General features: G+C 70.1%; 15 protein-coding genes. 4 read left to right on the forward strand and 11 right to left on the reverse strand.

Features of this window, described 5'->3' with window-relative positions; translation table 11 throughout:
- Positions 1-10 precede the first annotated feature (10 nt).
- On the reverse strand, positions 11-298 hold the full coding sequence (locus JHN63_RS53465) for a phosphotransferase (protein ID WP_374223006.1): 288 nt from the start codon (positions 296-298) through the stop codon (positions 11-13).
- 201 nt (positions 299-499) lie between these two features.
- On the opposite strand from JHN63_RS53465, the gene JHN63_RS45705 reads away from it, so the two are divergent.
- Together JHN63_RS45705 and JHN63_RS45710 are read left to right on the forward strand one after the other, a co-directional pair.
- Entirely contained in the window at positions 500-856 is a 357-nt protein-coding gene (locus JHN63_RS45705) for a PRC-barrel domain-containing protein (protein WP_200691041.1), read from the forward strand.
- Between the two features lie 53 nt (positions 857-909).
- Positions 910-1,197, forward strand: coding sequence for a hypothetical protein (locus JHN63_RS45710; protein ID WP_200691042.1), 288 nt, complete (start codon positions 910-912; stop codon positions 1,195-1,197).
- On the opposite strand, the gene JHN63_RS45715 is transcribed toward JHN63_RS45710, so the two are convergent.
- The 10 genes from JHN63_RS45715 to JHN63_RS45760 all read right to left on the reverse strand — a co-directional run bounded on the left by JHN63_RS45715 (position 1,194) and on the right by JHN63_RS45760 (position 14,686).
- Positions 1,194-2,405, reverse strand: a complete 1,212-nt coding sequence (locus JHN63_RS45715; RefSeq protein WP_200691043.1) for a N(5)-(carboxyethyl)ornithine synthase — start codon at positions 2,403-2,405, stop codon at positions 1,194-1,196. The genes JHN63_RS45710 and JHN63_RS45715 overlap by 4 nt on opposite strands.
- 109 nt (positions 2,406-2,514) lie before the next feature.
- On the reverse strand, positions 2,515-3,912 hold the full coding sequence (locus JHN63_RS45720; protein WP_200691044.1) for a cytochrome P450: 1,398 nt from the start codon (positions 3,910-3,912) through the stop codon (positions 2,515-2,517).
- An 80-nt stretch (positions 3,913-3,992) separates the two neighbouring features.
- The gene (locus JHN63_RS45725; protein WP_200691045.1) at positions 3,993-4,562 is read right to left on the reverse strand and encodes an NADPH-dependent F420 reductase; all 570 of its coding nucleotides are present in this window, start codon (positions 4,560-4,562) and stop codon (positions 3,993-3,995) included.
- 8 nt (positions 4,563-4,570) lie between these two features.
- A complete protein-coding gene (locus JHN63_RS45730) occupies positions 4,571-5,806 on the reverse strand; it encodes a beta-ketoacyl synthase (protein ID WP_200691046.1) in 1,236 nt (411 codons plus the stop codon).
- Positions 5,807-5,900: 94 nt separating this feature from the next.
- Complete coding sequence (gene purU, locus JHN63_RS45735; protein ID WP_307782145.1) at positions 5,901-6,824, reverse strand: formyltetrahydrofolate deformylase; 924 nt, start codon at positions 6,822-6,824, stop codon at positions 5,901-5,903.
- A gap of 1 nt (position 6,825) precedes the next feature.
- Positions 6,826-8,094, reverse strand: a complete 1,269-nt coding sequence (locus JHN63_RS45740; protein WP_200691047.1) for a beta-ketoacyl synthase — start codon at positions 8,092-8,094, stop codon at positions 6,826-6,828.
- Positions 8,091-8,555, reverse strand: coding sequence for an SRPBCC family protein (locus JHN63_RS45745; protein WP_200691048.1), 465 nt, complete (start codon positions 8,553-8,555; stop codon positions 8,091-8,093). The genes JHN63_RS45740 and JHN63_RS45745 overlap by 4 nt, the downstream gene beginning before the upstream one ends.
- Positions 8,542-12,495, reverse strand: coding sequence for an amino acid adenylation domain-containing protein (locus tag JHN63_RS45750; RefSeq protein WP_200691049.1), 3,954 nt, complete (start codon positions 12,493-12,495; stop codon positions 8,542-8,544). Before JHN63_RS45750 ends, JHN63_RS45745 begins: the two co-directional genes overlap by 14 nt.
- Positions 12,492-12,803: an acyl carrier protein gene (locus tag JHN63_RS45755; protein WP_200691050.1), complete on the reverse strand. Its 312-nt coding sequence runs from the start codon at positions 12,801-12,803 to the stop codon at positions 12,492-12,494. The genes JHN63_RS45750 and JHN63_RS45755 overlap by 4 nt, the downstream gene beginning before the upstream one ends.
- Before the next feature lie 50 nt (positions 12,804-12,853).
- Entirely contained in the window at positions 12,854-14,686 is a 1,833-nt protein-coding gene (locus JHN63_RS45760) for an acyl-CoA dehydrogenase (RefSeq protein ID WP_200691051.1), read from the reverse strand.
- A gap of 745 nt (positions 14,687-15,431) precedes the next feature.
- On the opposite strand from JHN63_RS45760, the gene JHN63_RS45765 reads away from it, so the two are divergent.
- Together JHN63_RS45765 and JHN63_RS45770 are read left to right on the forward strand one after the other, a co-directional pair.
- A complete protein-coding gene (locus JHN63_RS45765; protein ID WP_200691052.1) occupies positions 15,432-15,938 on the forward strand; it encodes a MarR family winged helix-turn-helix transcriptional regulator in 507 nt (168 codons plus the stop codon).
- Positions 15,939-16,274: 336 nt separating this feature from the next.
- On the forward strand, positions 16,275-17,794 hold a 1,520-nt coding region (locus tag JHN63_RS45770; RefSeq protein WP_307782146.1), incomplete at its 3' end, for an MFS transporter.

The following is a 17,794-nucleotide window of genomic DNA, read 5'->3' on the forward strand; positions in this document are numbered from 1 at the left end:
TGACAGCCCGTCAATTGGCGGACTTTCTACGGTCGTTGCAGTCCGCCAATTGACGGGCTGTCAGATCGGGGTCCGTGAGGCAGTCGGCGGTGGGCGTCGTGCCGTTCAGCCAGCGGGTGATGGACCAGTGCCAGGCGTAGCCGCAGGCGGGGGTGCCGAGGGCCAGTGGTTCCGGTACGGCGAGCGGCAGGTGGGGTGCGAGGTGGGGGAGCCAGGTGTGTTCCTTGGCGGCCTCGCCGTCCGCCCAGTCGCTGCGGGGGAGCCGTACGGACATGGTGTCGCCGAGCCGGTGGATCACGTGGTCCGAACCGGCGGGTTCCAGGAGGGTCAGGGGGAGTTGGGACCAGTGCGGGAACTGTGTGGTGAGAAGTCGGCGGACGAGGGTGGAGTCGATGGTCGTCTTTCCCTTTCCCTGCGGTTGCCGCGCTGGGGCGGACCTGGGGTGACGGCTCCGATGGGGGGTACCCGGAGCACGAGAACCGTACAGAAGGAGAGGGCCATGATTCACCCAGCGGATGTGCGGGAGTGGCGTGAGTGTGCCGTCGTGGACCCCGATGCGCACAAGATCGGTGTCCTGGAGGCCGTCTACGTCGACACCGCCACCGATGAACCGGCCATGGCCACGGTCCGCATCGGACTGCCCACGCGGCACCGGCTCGTCTTCGTCCCCCTGGACGACGCCGTCGTAGGCCCGGACTACGTCAAGGTCGGCTACGCCAAGGCGCTGGTGAAGGAGGCCCCGTCGATCGGCACCGACGACGTCCTCCCCGCCGACCAGGAGGCAGGGATCTTCAAGCACTACGGCCTGCCCTACCGCCCCGGCGCCGGCGGCGAGCGCCAACTGGCCCGCCGCTGACGGCTCCGGACGCCGAGAGGTTTCAACTCGGCGTTCGGGGCCATCCGTTGTACATGTCCAGACGCTACGGCGGAAGCCCCGCGGGGACGGTCATCTCCGTCATCGCGGATATCGCGGCACTGATCCTGATCCTGTGGATCGCCCTCTATCTGTTCAACGCCAACGGCGCGAACAGCTCGGTCGACTGGGTCCACGACGCGGCCAACTGGCTGTCGGGCTGGTCGCACAACCTGTTCACCATCCACTCGGCGGACTGGCGCACCGTGGTCAACTACGGCCTGCCCGCCCTTGTCTATCTCTTCATCGGCCACGCGGTGGCCACCGGGGTCAGCCGGGGTTAGACGACCACCGGTCCCTCGACTTCCCTGCCGTCAGGCCGCCTTACCCCATGACTCTCGGACCTTCGGGCCTCGGGGCTGTGCGGGTAGGCGGCCGACCGGTGCTGGAAGGAGAGGATCTTCGGGTTCTGGACGACACCGTCCCGGATCTCGATGGCCTTCCGTACGGTGACGTCGCCGTCCCACGCGGTGGGGCCGCCCATGACCGTCCGCAGATACGGCAGCAGCGCCTCGCTGATCTCCCAGGTGGCCGAGTTCCACAGATGGGACGGGCTGTGGTCGACCGCGTAGTAGTGGCAGCCCGGACCGACCGTGGCCATCGGGTCCTCGAAGCCGCTCGGCCGGGCCCAGGCGAAGCCCATGCCCTCGTCGCAGGCGACGTCGATGAAGAAGGTCCCCGGCTGGAACAGCGCGAGTTCCTCGTTGTTGACGAACATGAGCGGCGCGTCGGTGTCCTGGAGGACGCAGTTCACGACGATGTCGAACCCGGCCAGGTACTGCGCGAGCGGCACCGGCCCGAGCCCGGTGACGGCCTCCAGGCGGGTGGGGTCGTCCTCCTGCTCCTGGAAGTGGCCCATCACGACCGACGGCATCGGCGAGGCCACGGCCGCGGCGGCGCGCTGGGTGAGCACCGTGACGTCGGAGACGCCCATCGCGCCGAGGCCGGTGACCGCGCCGCGTGCCGTGGCGCCGAAGCTGATGACCACCGCGCGCAGCCGACGGCCGTAGCTCCCGGTCAGTCCGCCGAGCTGGAGGGCGTGCAGCACCGAGCAGTAGCCGGCCAGCTCGTTGTTCTTGTGGAACACGTGGACGCTGAAGGCGCCCGTGGAGGTCCAGTGGTTCATGGCCTCCCAGGCGATCAGGGTCAGCCGTCGGTCGATGCCGAGCTGTGTCGTCTTCTCGTCCTGCACACAGTGCGGCCAGCCCCACAGCACCTGGCCCTCGCGCAGCTCGGCGAGGTCGGCGTGCAGGGGCTTGGGCAGCAGCATGATGTCGCACTCCGCGACCAGGCGCTCACGGGAACGGAGGCCGCCGACGAGGGGGCGCAGTGCCTCGTCGGCGATCCCGAACCGTTCGCCGTAGCCCTGTTCGAGGAAGATTCGCTCCCGGATGTCCGGGGCGATCCGGTCGAGGTGGCGGGGGTGCAGCGGCAGACGGAACTCGTTCTCCTTGCGGGAGGAGTGGAGTACTCCGAGACTCATCAGGCTCATGTGGGGCGGCTCATTTCCGGCCGGACACGAGGTGCTCCGGCGTTGCCGTTCCCCGAGGGCGACGCCGAAACGGCTGACGGCGTGCGAGGTGCGCTCGGTAATGCCAACGTTACTCCAGTGCGGAAACGGCCGGATTCCGTCGCCGGGGAGTCATCCGCAGGGTGCTGGGGCGGACCGTCGCGCGCGCCACCGGGCGGATCGGCCGGTCGGTGGTGAGGTCGAGGTGCCAGGCGCGGGTCAGGGTGGCGATCGCGGTGGTGATCTCGGCCAGCGCGAAGCGGTCGCCGATGCATTTGTGCTTGCCCGCACCGAACGGCAGGAACGTTTCTCCAGACGGCGGGAACGTTTCCTCGGGAAGCCGGGACGCAGGACGCCGCCGGCTGTCCTCCAGCCAGCGGTCGGGGTCGAAGACGAGCGGATCGGGGAAGTGGGCCGGATCGCGGTGCAACGCGTGCTGGCAGTACGCCAGCTCGGTGCCGGCCGGGATCTCCCAGGCCCCCAGCCGGGTCGCGGTGAGCGTACGGCGGGTGACCAGCCAGCCCGTGTGGTGCAGTCGTAGCGTCTCGCGGATCACCCTTGCCAGGTACGGGAGTCGGGACAGGTCGTCGAAGGTGACCGGGCGGTCGCCGAGGACGGTGTCCAGCTCTTCCCGGACGCGGGCGTCGATCGCGGGATCGCGGGCGAGTTCGTACAGCACCCAGGACAGGACCGACGCGGTGGTCTCCGTGCCGGCGACGGCCAGGGTGAGGATCTCGGAGCAGATCCGGTGCGCGGTCGGCGGCCGGCCGGTCTCCTCGTCGGTGGCCCGCAGCAGCAGGGACAGCATGTCGCCGGTGTCCCGGTCGGCGGCGCGCAGTTCCGCGACGGCCGTGTCGATGGTCGCGCGGACGGCGTCCCGGGCCGCGGTGAAGCGGCGGTTGGCGGGCAGCGGAAGCCTTTCCACCCAGTCGGGCAGCATGATGCGGGCGCCCACGCCGTTCATCACCACCGACAGGTCCTCGCGGAGCCGCCGGAAGGCCTCGTCGTCGATGCTGCCGGAGAACACGGTCGCGGCCAGCATGTCGAGGGAGAGCCGGACCATCGCTTCCCGCACGTCGAGCACCTCGCCGGGCCGCCAGTCGCTGACGGCGGCGGTGACCCGGTCGCGCATGATGTCGACGTACCGGGTGATCTCGGCGTGCCGGAACGCGGGTTGGAGCTGGCGCCGCTTGCGCACATGCTCGGTGCCCGCCGCGGTGACGACGCTGTCACCGAGCAACTGGCCCATCTTTTCGAAGAACCGGCCCTTGTCGAGGGTGGGGGCGAGATCGACCAGCATGGCCCGGATCAGCGGCGGGTCGTTGACGACGACGGTGGACTGGCCGGGCTGGAGCCGGATCTCGACGAGCGGGCCGTAGCCGCGCAGGGCGGCGACGAAGCCGAGGTTGTCGCGGAGGAGGGGGATCGCGTGGCCCAGGAGCGGCAGCGAACCCGCGGCCCTGGGTATGGGGGGAGGCGCGACGGTCACGGTGAATCCCTTCACGGTGCTGGGACGACGCCATGATCACTGCCCGCCTCCGGCCCGCCTCATACGGCGGTGGTCCCGCCTTATGCGGCGGCGGGATGTGCCTCTGCGAACACTCCCGCCGACCCCACCCCGCGCAGCGCCATCCGCTCCACCCGGCGAGCCTGGTCCAGCCCGCCTCCGTCGACACAGGTGAAGGGCGTCGCCGCGCACAGCCCCAGGAACGTCCGCTTCGCCTCCAGGTCGTCGGAGATGACGTGGATGTCCTGGACGGACGGGTCGGGGGTGCCGTCGAACCCCTCCCACCACACGTTCTTGAAGGCGCCCACCAACCGCGCCTCGGGGAACGCGACGGCCAGGTCCGCCGTGTTGCCGGTGGCCCAGGGGCCCACGAAGTCGACATGGCCGCCGGTGAACGGGTTGGTGATGTCCACCAGGATCTTCCCACCCAACCGGCCGCGCCAGGGCCGGAGTTGCTGCACCGCTCCCTCGACGCCCAGCACGGTGGGGATCACGACCGTGGACTCCGCCACGACCTGTTCGTAGGGCCCGCCGGCGCGTACCTCGTGCCCGGCACGGGCGAACATCGTCGCGAGTGCGACGGCGATGGCGCCCGTGCCCAGCACGCCGATCGTCGGCGTCTGCGTGGTCATCTCCCGGTTCATGACGCCCGCTTCAGGACCAGGCTGACGTTGTGGCCGCCGAAGCCGAAGGAGTTGGCCAACGCCGCGTCCCAACTGCCCTCGCGGTTCTCGCCGTTGACCACGTCCAGCTGGATCTGCGGGTCGAGCGCGTCGAGGTTGCGGGTGGCCGGGACCACCCCGTGGCGCAGCGAGAGCAGGGCCGACATCGCGCCGAACGCCCCACTCGCGCCCAGCATGTGGCCCGTCATCGACTTGGTCGCGGTCACCACCGGATGCGTGCCCAGCGCCTTCGCCACCGCGTCGGCCTCCGCGAGGTCGCCGCCCGGGGTCGAGGTGGCGTGGGCGTGCACATGGCCGATGTCGACAGGCGTCAACTCCGCGTCCCGCAGGGCCCCTTGGATCGCGAGGACCTGCCCCTCGGTGTCCGACGCCGAGATGTGCCGGGCGCTGGAGGTGACGGCCGCGCCCGCCAACGCGCCGTAGACACGGGCGCCCCGGGCGCGGGCGAACTCGGCGCGTTCCAGGACCAGTACGGCCGCGCCCTCGGCGATCACGAACCCGTCGCGGCCCGCGTCGAAGGGCCGGGACACGGCGGCCGGGTCGCCCTCCCGCCGGGAGAGCGCCTTCATCTGCCCGAACGCGGCGACCATGAGCGGATGCAGACTCGCCTCGGTGCCCCCGGCCACCACCACATCGGCGCGGCCGAGGCGGATCAGGTCCAGCGCCAGGGCGATCGACTCGGCGCCCGAGGCACAGGCGCTGGCCGGCGAGCGGGCGCCCGCCCGGGCGCCGAGGTCGATGCTGACCCAGGCCGCCGGGCCGTTCGGCATCAGCATCGGCACGGCGTACGAGGACAACTTCCGCATGCCCGACCGCTCGTAGACCTCGTTCTGGCCGAGCGTGCTGAGCACGCCCCCGATGCCGGTGCCGACGACCACGGCCAGCCGCTCGGGTTCGACCGGTGGCCGGCCCGCGTCCTCGAAGGCCTCCCGGGCGGCCGCTACGGCCAGTTGCTCGCCCCGGTCCAGTTTGCGGGCCTGCACCCGGCCGAGGATCTCGGCCGGGTCGGCGGTCACGGTGCCCGCGATGCTGACCGGTAACTCCTGGGGCCAGGAGCCGTGTTCGTCATGCAGGGTGCGCACGCCGGAACGTCCGTCGAGCAGGCCCTGCCATGAGTCGGGAGCCGTTCCGCCGAGCGGGGTCATGGCACCGAGGCCGGTCACGAGGACGTCCGTGTCTCTGGGGTGGGTCATCGTCGTGCGCTCCTTTCTGTTCCCGTTCCTGTTGCTGTCCGCCGGGTTGCTGTCCGTCGGGTTGCTGTCCGTCGGGTTTCTGTCCGTGGGCCGGTCATGCGAAGACGATCGTGTGGTTGCCGTGGCGGAGCACGCGGTCCTCGCCGTGCCACTGCACGGCCCGGGTGAGGACCGCCCGTTCCACGTCCGCGCCGCGTCGTTGCAGCTCGGCGGCGCTGTCCGCGTGGCTGACCCGGACCACGTCCTGCTCGATGATCGGGCCCTCGTCGAGGTTCTCGGTGACGTAGTGGGCGGTGGCGCCGACGAGTTTCACCCCGCGTTCCTTCGCCTTGGCGTAGGGACCCGCGCCGATGAAGGCCGGCAGGAAGGAGTGGTGGATGTTGATGATCGGCACGTCGAGCCGCTTGATGAAGTCCCCGGAGAGGATCTGCATGTAGCGGGCCAGGACGACGAAGTCGACGTTGCCCCGCAGCAGCCTCAACTGCTCTGCTTCCGCCGCCGACTTGTCGGGTCCCGAGGACGGCACGTGAAAGAAGGGGATGCCGAACGAGCGCACCTCCTCCGCCGTGTCCGGGTGGTTGGAGATCACCATGGCGACGGTGACGGGGAGTTGACCGCGCCGGTGTCGCCACAGCAGGTCCAGCAGACAGTGGTCGGACTTCGAGGCGAAGACCGCCACCCGCTGGGGCACCGACAGATCCCGCAGCGTGAACTCCAACGCGAAGTCCCCGGCGAGCCGTTGCCGCAGTCCGTCCTCGATCGCCGGGAGCGCCGCCCCGAGGTGGTCGTGGCCGAACACGGTGCGCTGGAAGAAGGCGCCGCCCTGCGGATTGTCGGAGTACTGGTCCAGGGACACGATGTTCGCGCCGTGCTCACCGAGCACCGCGCCGACGGCCGCGACGATGCCCGGGCGGTCCTTGCCCCGGACGGTGAGGGAGGCGTGACGGTGCCCGGTGCGAGCGCTCGCGGTGGGTGTTGTGGTGCGAACCGGCTTGTGGGCCTCCAGAGTTGACGACACGTCACTTGCCCTTCTCGGCGCGGAAGGTCAGGGCCACGTTGTGGCCGCCGAACCCGGCCGAGTTCTTCACCGCGACAATCTGCTCGGGGCCGAGCTTGCGCGGGGTGCCGTGCACCACGTCGACGGAGAGTCCCTCGTCGAGGCGGGTGAAGTTGCGGGTCGGCGGTACCAGACCGTGGTGGAGCGCGAGGACGGTGGTGATCGACTCGATCGCGCCCGCCCCGCCGAGGCTGTGCCCGGTCATCGACTTGTTCGCGGAGACCGCCGGGCCCTGGTCCGCGTCGCCGAACACGGCCATCACCGCGCGGGCTTCGGCCGTGTCGCCGGGCGCGGTCGCGGTGCCGTTCGCGTTGAAGTGGGCGACCTCCGCGGGGGTCACGTCCGCGTCGGCGAGGGAGGCGCGGACGGCCGCGGCGGTGCCGGTGCCGTTCGGCTCGGGCTGGACCATGTGATAGGCGTCCGAGGTGATGCCGACTCCCGCCAGCTCGGCGTAGATCCGCGCGCCGCGCTCGCGTGCGTGCCGTTCCGATTCGAGGACGAGGATGCCGGCGCCCTCGCCGAGGACCATCCCGTCGCGCTCCGTGTCGTAGGGACGGCAGGCGGACGCGGGGTCGTCGAAGCGCTGCGACAGCGCCCGCATGGCCGCGAACGAGGACAGCACCATGGGGTGCAGGGGCGCCTCCGCGCCACCCGCCACCACGATGTCCGCGTCCCCGCGCCGGATCAACTCCGCCGCGGTGACCAGGGCCTGGGTCCCGGAGGAGCAGGCGTTGACGGTGGCGTGCACGCCGAGGCGCGCGTTCACCAGCAGTGCTACGGCCGCCGCCGAGCCGTTGCCCATCGACATCGGGACGGTCATGGGCGGCACGCGCCGCCAGCCCCGGGCCTTCAGGGTCTCCCAGCCGTCGATGATCGAGGTCATGTCGCCGAGGGCGGCGGACACGGCGACGGCCACCCGGCTCGGCGTCGCGGAGCCGTTGTCGAGACCCGCGTCGGCCCATGCCTCCGCCGCCGCGACCATCGCGAACTGGGCGGAACGGCTGAGGCGTCGGCGCTGCTGGTGGTCAAGTCCCGTACCCGGGTCCACCTTTGCCCGGCCGCCGAGCAGCGGCGGCAGGTCCTTGGCCCAGCTCTCGTCCTCCAGCAGCGTGAGGCCGCTCTCGCCGCGCAGCATCGCGTCCCAGGTGGTGGCGACGCTCCCGCCGAGCGGGGTGGTCTCGCCGAGACCGGTGACGACGACCTTGTGGTTCTCTTCCTGACGGTTCTTCATCGGTTGCGCGCTCCCTGTCCGAGCTGTGCGGCGAGCTTTCCGGAGTCCTTCTTGACCGAGTTCACGAGCACCTTGCGCAGCAGGGACTTCGGCATGATCCCGAAGTAGTCCCCGGGCTCCACCTCGAACGTCCAGTCCACGGTGGTGGTGCCGTCCTCGCGCTCGGTGTACTCGTAGGTGCCGACGTAGTGGAACGGCCCCTGGAGGGTGTGGAACCTCGAGCGCCGGCCGGGCTCGAACTCGCTGATCTCCACGGTGAACTGCATCCGCTTGCCGATCAGCTGGAACGTGATCTCGTACTGCCCGCCGGGCCGTGCCTCACCGTTCAGCAGCGTCACGTCCACGCAGGCCGCCTGCCACACCGGGTCCTGGACGGGGTCGGAGATCAGGGCGAACGCCTCGTCGGGCGGTACCGGGAGGTGGAACGCGTACTCGGCCTTGACCTGTTCAGCCTTGGACATCGTCGGTCGGTCCTTCCATGTGGGGGGCGATGGCGCGGGCCGCCAACTCCGCGTACGGCGGGTACATCACCGAGTTGTGGTCCCCGGAGACGTCGATGACCCGCAACTCGCCCTTGATCAGGGCCTCCCAGCCGAGCTGGGGGCCGTAGTCGGCCTCCTCGTCGGCCGCGCGCAGCAGCACCAGGTCGAGTTCGGCGGGTTCGGGGAGGTAGGTCTGGAGGGCGATGCCGTTGGCGAGGTAGGCCTCGAAGTAGCGCAGGATCGTCGCGCGGTCCGCGTCCTCGGCCAAGACCCCTATCGCGGCGGCCTGGTGGAGGATGTGGTCGAACGCGGCGTCGCCACCGAGGGCCCGCAGTTCGTCCGCCGGGATGTCCAGCGTCTTTCCGGCGGGTACGGCGAGGTCGCGGGCGAACCAGGACAGGATCGTGGAGTCGTCCGCGGACTCCGGGATGTTCTCCTCGATCGGCGCCCGGCTGTCGATGCCGATGACGAACTCGATCTCCTCGCCCTCGGCGCGCAGTTGACCGGCCACCTCGTAGGAGATGACCCCGCCGAAGCACCAACCGCCCAGTGCGTACGGGCCGTTGGGCTGTACCTCCCGGAGGAGTTCGATGTAGCGGGTGGCCATGGCTTCCACGCTGATCTCGGCCTCGCCCTCGTTCTGGATGCCGGGCGCCTCGATCGCCAGCACCGGCCTGCCCGGCGGGAGATGGCGGGTCAGCTCGACGTAGCAGAAGACGGTGCCGCCGAAGGGGTGGAACAGGAACACCGGGCGCCGGTCCGGCTCGCCCTCGCGCAGCACGACCAGCGGGCCGCGCGCGGTCTCCTGGCCGCCGGAGCGGACGATCGCGGCGAGTTCGGCGACGGTGCCCTGTCGGCCGAGCATCACGGAGATCGGGATCTCCACGTCCCACTCGGCACGGATCGCGGAACTGAGCCGCACCGCGAGCAGCGAGTGGCCGCCCACGTCGAAGAAGTGGTCGTGGATGCCGACCTGGGACAGGCCCAGGATCTCGGTCCACATCCGCGCGAGGGTGATCTCGGTGGCGTCGCGCGGCTTCTCGAACCCGGCGTCCGAGGCGACCACGGGCTCCGGCAGCCGGTTGCGGTCGATCTTCTTGTTCGCCGTCAGCGGCAGCTCGTCCAGCACCATCACGATGCCGGGCACCATGTACGGCGGCAGGGACACCCCCGCTGCCGACCTGACCTCGGACGCCTTCAACTCGGCGCCGTTCTCCGCGAGTAGATAGGCGACAAGCCGATCCTCGCGGACCACGACGACGGCCGTGGAGACGCCGTCGACCGCTTCCAGGACGGTCTCGACCTCGGAGAGTTCGATGCGGTAGCCGCGCAGCTTGACCTGGTTGTCCAGCCGCCCGTGGTGCAGCAGCCGCCCCGCGCTGCTCCAGCGCGCCCGGTCGCCCGTGCGGTACAGCCGCCGAGTCGGTGCGGCCGGAAGCCCGGTCACGAACCGCTCCTCGGTCAACTCCGGCCGCTCCCAGTACCCGACGGCCAGACCGTCACCGCCGATCCACAACTCGCCCGGGAAGCTGGGCTCCACGACACGGCCCTGCGGATCGAGGACGTAGAGCTGTGTGTTGTCGAGCGGAGCGCCGATGTCGATGCCCGACGCGGGCTCCACCACACCCGCCGTGGACCAGATGGTCGTCTCGGTCGGCCCGTACACATTGCGCAGGCTCGCCACCCGCGAGGACAGGAACTCGGCCAGATCCAGGGGGAGTTCCTCCCCGCCGCACAGCACGTTCAGGCGCGGCGCGCCCGTCCAGCCGGCGTCGCGCAGCATCCGCCACGAGGTGGGCGTCGCCTGCATCCAGGTGGCACCGGACTCCTCGATCCGCACCGCGAGCGCGGCACCGTCGGCGGCCGTACCGCTGTCGCACACGACGACCCGGCCCCCGGCCAGCAGCGGCAGATAGAGCTCGAGTCCCGCGATGTCGAAGGAGATCGTGGTGACCGCGAGCAGACTGTCCGCCGCGCCGAACCCGGTGGTCTCCCGCATCGAGAGCAGCAGGTTCGTCAGCGCGTGATGCGGGATCGACACGCCCTTGGGGCGGCCGGTGGAGCCCGAGGTGTAGAGGATGTACGCCAGGTCGGCGGGGCCGGTGGCCGGGGCGGGGCCGAGGGCGACACCGGCCGGCAGGTCGTCCAGGTCCAGCACCGGCAGCCCGGTCAACTGACTTGCTTGCAGGCCGGTTTGCCCGATCAGCAACCGGGCCTGGGAGTCCTCGGCCATGTAGGTCAGCCGCTCGGCGGGCAGGTTGGGGTCGAGCGGGACGTACGCCGCCCCGGACTCCAGCACCCCCAGCAGCGCGGCCACCAGCGGCGCACCGCGGTCCACCATCACCGCGACCCGGTCGCCCGGGGCGATCCCGGCCGTCCGCAGCGCCGCCGCGATCTCCTCGACCGCCGTGAGGAGACGGCCGTAGCTCCACTCCTCGTCGCCCGCGACCAGCGCGACCGCGTCGGGCGTCCGGTGCGCCTGCGCTCGGAAGAGTTCCGGCAACCGGGCGGCGGGCAGGGCGCGTTCGGGCCCCGCACCCCACGCGGCGAGCCGCGTCCGCTGTCGTTCGTCACCGCGCGGCAGGTCGCGCAGCGGCTCGTCCGGGCGGTCGACCAGCGTCTCCACCGTGGTGACGAAGGCGTCGGCCACCTCCTGTGCCGTGTCCGCCCCGAAGATGTCGGTGTTGTAGCGCAGCACGCCCGCGAAGGCGCCGTCGCGCTCCGCGCCCATCTCGACCCAGAGATCGGTCTGGCCCTCCTGCTGCGGCAGCGGATACGGCCGCAGGGTCGCGCCCGCGATCGCCAACTCGGCGCCGGGGCCCGGCTCCAGGAGGAAGAAGGCGTCCATGTCGTTGAGGAACGGCAGCCGGTCCCAGGCGAAACCGGCCTGGTACAGCGGCGTCCGGCTCGGATCGCGCGGCGGCGCCAACTCCCTTACCAGCCAGGGGAAGGGCAGCTCCTGCGCCCGCATCGCCTCCGACACCCGCTCCCGCGAGGCCGCCAGCGACTGACGGTACGTCAACTCCTCGTCCACCTCGCCGCGTACGACCACGGTGTTGACGAAGTTGCCGAGCGCGTCCCGGAACTGCCGGTGCAGCCGCCCCGAGGTCGGGGTGCCGACCACGATCTCCGACTGCCCGCTCAACCGGCTCAGCAGCACGAAGTACGCGGACAGCAGCACGGTGTACGGCGTCGAGGAGGTCTCCCGCGCCAGCCGCCGTACCGCCTCCGTCGCGGTGACGGAGAGCGCGAAGGGCGCCGAACCGCCGTCGTAGGACGGCACGGGCGGGCGCGTCCGGTCGCCGTACAGATCCAGCGCGGGCGGTATGTCCGCCAACCGCTTGGCCTCGGCGTCGAGCAGGGTCCGCGCGTTCTCACCGGCCAGGAAGGCCTGTTGGCGCTCGGCGTACGCGGCGAAGGCGCCGCCGTCGAGCGTGAACCGGTTCGGTGTGCCCTCCAGCCGGCTGCGCACCTCGGAGAGCAGCAGGGCCAGCGACCAGAAGTCGGCCGCGATGTGGTGCATCACCACGGTGAACACCCAGGAGCGCTCACCGGTGCGGTACAAGTGCACGCGCCACAAGGGAGGTTGGGACAGATCGAAGGGCGTACGGCTGTCCGTGCGGACCAGGTCGCGCAGCGCCTCCGGGTCCGTCTCCCGTGCGTCGGTGTGGCGGATGTCGAGCGGTACGGCGTCCTGCGTGAACTGCTCCGGACCCTCGGGGCCGGTGCGGAAGCCGACCCGCAGGGCGTCGTGCTCGCGGGTCAGGTCCCGCAGGATGTCGTGGAGTCGGGTGCCGAGTTCGGGGTCGGCGGTGACTTCCGCGCCGAACACGATGTGGTAGGCGGAGCACCCCGGGTCGGTCTCGTGGATGAACCAGAGGCCGGCCTGCTGGGCGTTCACCGAGGTGGTCGTCGTCATCGCTGACCGTCCGCTGCGGCGGTGGCGGCGAGGGACTCGGTGTTCAGCAGCTTCCACAGCGCCTCGGCCAGGGTGTCCACGGTGGGGTGGTCCCAGAGCAGGTCGACCGGCGGGTCGGTGAGACCGCAGACGTCCTCGATCTCCATGCCCACGGAGAGCGCGGCCATGGAGTCCAGGCCGTAGTCGGTGAAGGGCCGGTCGGTCGCCAACTCCTCGGGGGCGACGCCCGCTTCGGCGGCGACCGCCGAGACGAGGACCTTCTTCACGTCGTCGAACGTCAGGGTGCTGGTGCTGGTCGTGGTGTTCATCGCAGATCAATACCTTCCGGCCGGTATGCGGTGGTGGTCAGGGTTGATGGTCAGGCGGCGGTCGTGGACGCTTCGTCGTCCCGGCCCGCCTCGCGGGCTCCGGGCTCGGCCATCCGCACCGGGCGGACCGAGAAGAACTCGCGGTCGGCGCGCTGCTCGTTCATGCGGGTGAACAGCCGCTGGGCGGTGGCCTGTTCGAGGTCGCCGGCCTCGTACTGGTGGACCTGGCGGCGGGCCAGCGCGGCCCGCAGCCACTCGCCGTCGGCGAAGAACCCGTCGAGGTGGTCCCGGTTGAACAGCCAGACGCCGAGGGCGGCCACCTTGGCGTGCAGCGAGCTGAGTTCCTCCGCCACCCGGATCAGCCGGGGGTCGGTGGACTTGGTCGACGTGCCGGTCTTCGTGGGCGAGGGCTGGCCGGCCGTCGAGCGCCGGATCTCGTTCACCCGGGCGAGCAGGGACGCCAACTCCTGCTGGAGTTCGGTGGCTTGGCCGCGCAGTGCGGTCAGCCGGTCCTCGTCGAGGCCGTCGGACGGCGCCAGTTCGGCGAGGCGCTCGATCAGCGCGGGGAGGCTGGCGAAGGTGGCGTCGCGGCCACGCCCGAACACGCTCACCCGGTGCGGTGCGAAGACGGGCAGCTCGGCCCGCAGGTCGTACAGCGGACGCCAGTCCGTGTCCGCGTCGTGCCCATGTGCCTTGGCCAGCGCGGGGAGTTGGAGCGCGAGGCTGTCCAGGCAGACCGGCTCGCTGCCGTCGAAGACCGAGACGACGGCACCGTCGCGGAGCATCTTCTGGAAGGTGCCCACGTGTTCGGCGGCGCGCAGGAAGTAGCGGGCGCCCAGCGTGCGGGCCAGCACCTTGCTGTTGGTGTCGACCAGCCGGGCCACCTGCACCTTCGCGAGGTTCCCCCAGATGCTGAACTGCTCGGTGTACAGGTGCAGTCCGCGCATCGCCACGAGGCTCTCGCACTCCGCGACCAGCAGGCTCAGGTACGCGTTGGCCAGGGACTCGGTGACGTACGGGATCTCGTTCGCGGGACCGTCGTAGAGGATCCGGTCGGAGAGGAAGTCCGCCACGGTCCGCAGCATGGTGTCGCCGGTGCCCAGGGAGAGGCCGGTGCAGAAGGTGCGGGTGATCAGCAGGCCGCGCAGGGCGAGTTCGAGCCCCTCGCCCTCGGCGCCGAGCCGGGACGTGGCCTCGATGCGAACGTTGTCGAAGGCGACCCCGCTGATGTCACAGCCGCGCAGACCGTAGGTCGGGACGCGGGGGACGCCGGTCACCTCGCCGGAGACGACCTGCGAGCGGTCCACCAGGAACATGGACTGCTGCCGCTTGGCCGGGGTCCGCTCGTCGCCCGTGATGCCGAGCAGCACGACATGGGTGGAGGTACGGCCCCGGTTGATGGGCCACTTCTCGCCGGACAGGACGTACTGGTCGCCGTCCGGGGTTGCCGTGAACCGGTTGGCGGCCAGGTCGGCGCCGTGCCCCGGCTCGGAGTAGGCCAGACACGGGACGACCCCGCCGCGCAGCACCGTGGCCGCGTACTTCTCCTGCTGCTCGGCGTCGCCGCCGATCCAGGCGAGCATCATCCACACCTGGGTGCTCTCGCTCACCGCGACGTTCATGTCCCGGCGGGCGATCACCCGGGTCAGCATCAGGATGTCCTCGGCGGAGCGGAGATCGCCGCCGAGCCGCTCGGGCACGAAATACCGGTTGAACCCGAAGGCGCGGACCTGGTCGATGCCGGCCGAGGGGAGCTCGTCGCGTTCGTCGAGCGCCAGCGCCCCGGCGAACGACAAAGCGTTGGATTCCACTTCCGGGTCACCGAGCCAGCCCTCCAGAGCCTCCGCGAGGGCAGCGCTCTGCGCTTTATTTGAGCTTTCCATGAGCTTTCCATTCCATGCCTGAGAGGGCAGTGGCATGAGGTTAAGCCCTGCCCGATAAACGGACCTGAAAGCGGAGGTGCGCACGTGCCGAATGGGCACACGTGCGTGCACATCGCGATGAAGAATGCAGGCGAAAAGGGCGCACAGCGTGGCTGTACAAAAAGCGCAGCGCTGAGCGGAATAGTCAGTTGTCTAGTGTCTGACCTGCGCCGATGGGCGCCTTTGCCGTGTCGTCAGCGTTGCCTGATAGGACAGCTGATCGAAAGTTGAATCATTTTGAAACCCCCGTTGCGCAAAGCGCGGTTTCGTCCCCGTGTGCTTCCCCGTATGTGGCCCGGTGGCAGACAGCAATGTTCTGGCCAGGCGCTTCGAGAGCGTAGCAGGCGCGCTACTTGGCGCCACGTGAGCCAGGTCACGCGGCGTTTCTGTTTTCTCACTCGAACGTTCGGTTCTGTGATCGATCACCGCGTGTCTGACCTCGATGATCGCTGGAGAATGACTCATTCCATTTCGCGTGATGCGGACGAACCCATTCCGTCGGATTTTGCGTCGGCTTAACATCCGGGGGCTTGTCCGGAGTGGCGGACCGATGAATTCCGGGTGTCCCCGATATCTCGGCGCGGCGACCGGAGCCTCGGGGTGCCGGCTCGCGGCCGGGTCGATTCCCCTGGCCGCCCGGGGTTCGGTCGCGGAGGAACGTTGTATCTTCGATGGTGGAGATTGCAACGATCGAAGGAGCCGGCTCATGGTGCGCAGCAGTGGCAGCGGCAGTGCCGCCGTGGAGCAGAACGGGGCCTCGCCCCGGAAGGACTTCCTGATCGCCGAGCGTCCCGGCTATCTGCTCCACAAGGCGGGGCTGGTGCTGGTGGAGGACGTGGAGAAGGCGCTGGGCGCGGTCGGGATGCGCATCCGCTACTTCTTCGTGCTGGCCGCGCTGGCCGGTGGGCCGGAGCTCTCCCAGCAGGACCTGAGTCGGCTGCTCAACCTCGATCCGACCACGGTCGTGACGGTGATCGACGAGATGGAGAGCAACGCGCATGTCGAGCGTCGCCGCAATCCCGCCGACCGTCGGCGCTACAACCTGATCCTCACCGAGACCGGCCGCGCGGCGCTCGCGACGGCGGACCGGGTGGCCACGGAGGTCGAATCGGCCTTCTTCGGCGCCCTCTCGAAGGAGGAACAGGCCGTGCTGCGCAAGATGCTCGGCGTGCTGATGGCCGGCCGCTGGCCCGCGTCGGTCTGTTCGGACTGACCTGGCGCGGCTCCGAGTTGACGCAGCGCGTCCACCAACTGACGTGGTCCACATGTGAGTTGACGTAGAACAACTCCGACGTGACGTAGAACCGCCTCGTATTCGTCAAAGCCCGTGGTGCCGACCGGTGCCGCGGGCTTTGTCGCCGCCTGCGACGGTCACTCTGCGTGACTCGTTCTCCGTGATCGACCGTGGCGGCATTGACTCCGGGCTTTCCAATCATCTAGATTTCCATCATCTAGAGATCCCAAGGTCCAAAGTTCCTGTTGATTGGAAGGTCCTCGCATGTCCGCAGAACGCGCACCCTCTCCCACAAGGTGGTGGACACTCGGGATCGTGGCGTTGGGCTCGTTCATGCTGATGCTCGATCTCAGCGTGGTCTCCATCGCGCTGCCGCAGATCCACAAGTCCCTGGGCAGCAGCTTCGCCGACCTGCAGTGGGTGTTCGACGCCTACGCCCTCACGCTGGCGATCTTCCTGGTCGCGGCGGGCTCGCTCGCCGACCGGATCGGCCGCAAGAAGCTCTTCCAGGTCGGCTTCGCCATCTTCACCGTCGCCTCGCTGGCCTGTGGACTGGCCGACGGAGCAGGGGAGTTGAGCTGGTTCCGGGCCATCCAGGGAGTCGGCGCCGCCATCATGTTCGCGGTCGGACCCGCGATGCTCAGCCATGAGTTCCACGGCAAGGAACGGGCCACCGCGTTCACCGCGTTCGGCGCCGCCGTCGGTCTCGCCGTGGCCACCGGCCCGCTCATCGGCGGCTCGCTGATCAACTCGCTGTCCTGGCGCTGGATCTTCTACATCAACGTTCCGGTCGGCGTGCTCGCCATCCTCATCGGCGCGCTGCGCGTCCGCGAGTCCCTCAACAAGCGCGCCCACCCCACCGATTGGGCCGGCCTCGCCACCTTCAGCCTCGCGCTCGGCGCCCTGGTGTACGCCACCATCCGTGGCCCCGTGGAGGGTTGGACCAGCGGCAACACGCTCGGCCTCTACGCGGCGAGCGTCGTCTTCCTGGTCGTCTTCGTCGCCATCGAGCGCCGGCTGGGCGAACGCGCCCTGATCGACCCGGCGTTCTTCCGCAGCCCCACCTTCGTCGGTATCTCCCTCGTCGCCATGATCGGCAACGCGGGCGCCCTGCCCTCGGTGTTCTTCGAGACCAGCTACCTGGAGAACATGCTGCACGTGGACGCGTGGGGGACAGGTCTACGGTTCCTGCCGCTGACCGGCGCGATGTTCGTGGCCGGTGCGCTCGGCGGCGGTCTCATCGGCAAGGTGCCCTTCCGCTACCTGCTGGGCGGCTCGACCCTGGTCATGGCCATCGGCATCCTGTGCCTGAACCTGACCGAGGCCGACTCCTCCTGGACCGTGCTCGTCCCGGCGCTGGTCATCTCCGGCCTCGGCATGGGCGCCTTCAACCCGGCCCGTGCCGCGCTGGCCATCGAGGTCGCCGAACCGGCCAAGTCCGGTGTCGCGTCCGGCATCAACGAGACCTTCCAGCAGGTCGGCATCGCGGTCGGCATCGCCGGCATCGGCGCCTACTTCCAGCACACCGTGTCCCAGGACTTCACCTCCTCGGCCGTCGGCAAGCAGCTCGGCGACGACGCGGCGGAGAGCGCCGCCCACGGAATCAGCGCGGGTGGCCTCGACGCCGTCGCCCAGGCCGCGGGTCCGCTGCGCGAGAAGGTACTGGCCGCCGGGCAGGACGCGTTCATGAACGCCTTCCACGGCGCGATGACGCTCAGCGCGATCCTCGGCTTCATCGCCGCGATCATCGGCTTCACGATGCTGCGCACCAAGGACCTGCACGCCAGCGCCCTGTCGACGATCCGGCGGGACGTCGACAGGGCGCTGGCGTGCAG

Origin of the sequence: Streptomyces sp. MBT65 (genome assembly GCF_016612545.1) — a bacterium.
Taxonomy (GTDB): domain Bacteria; phylum Actinomycetota; class Actinomycetes; order Streptomycetales; family Streptomycetaceae; genus Streptomyces.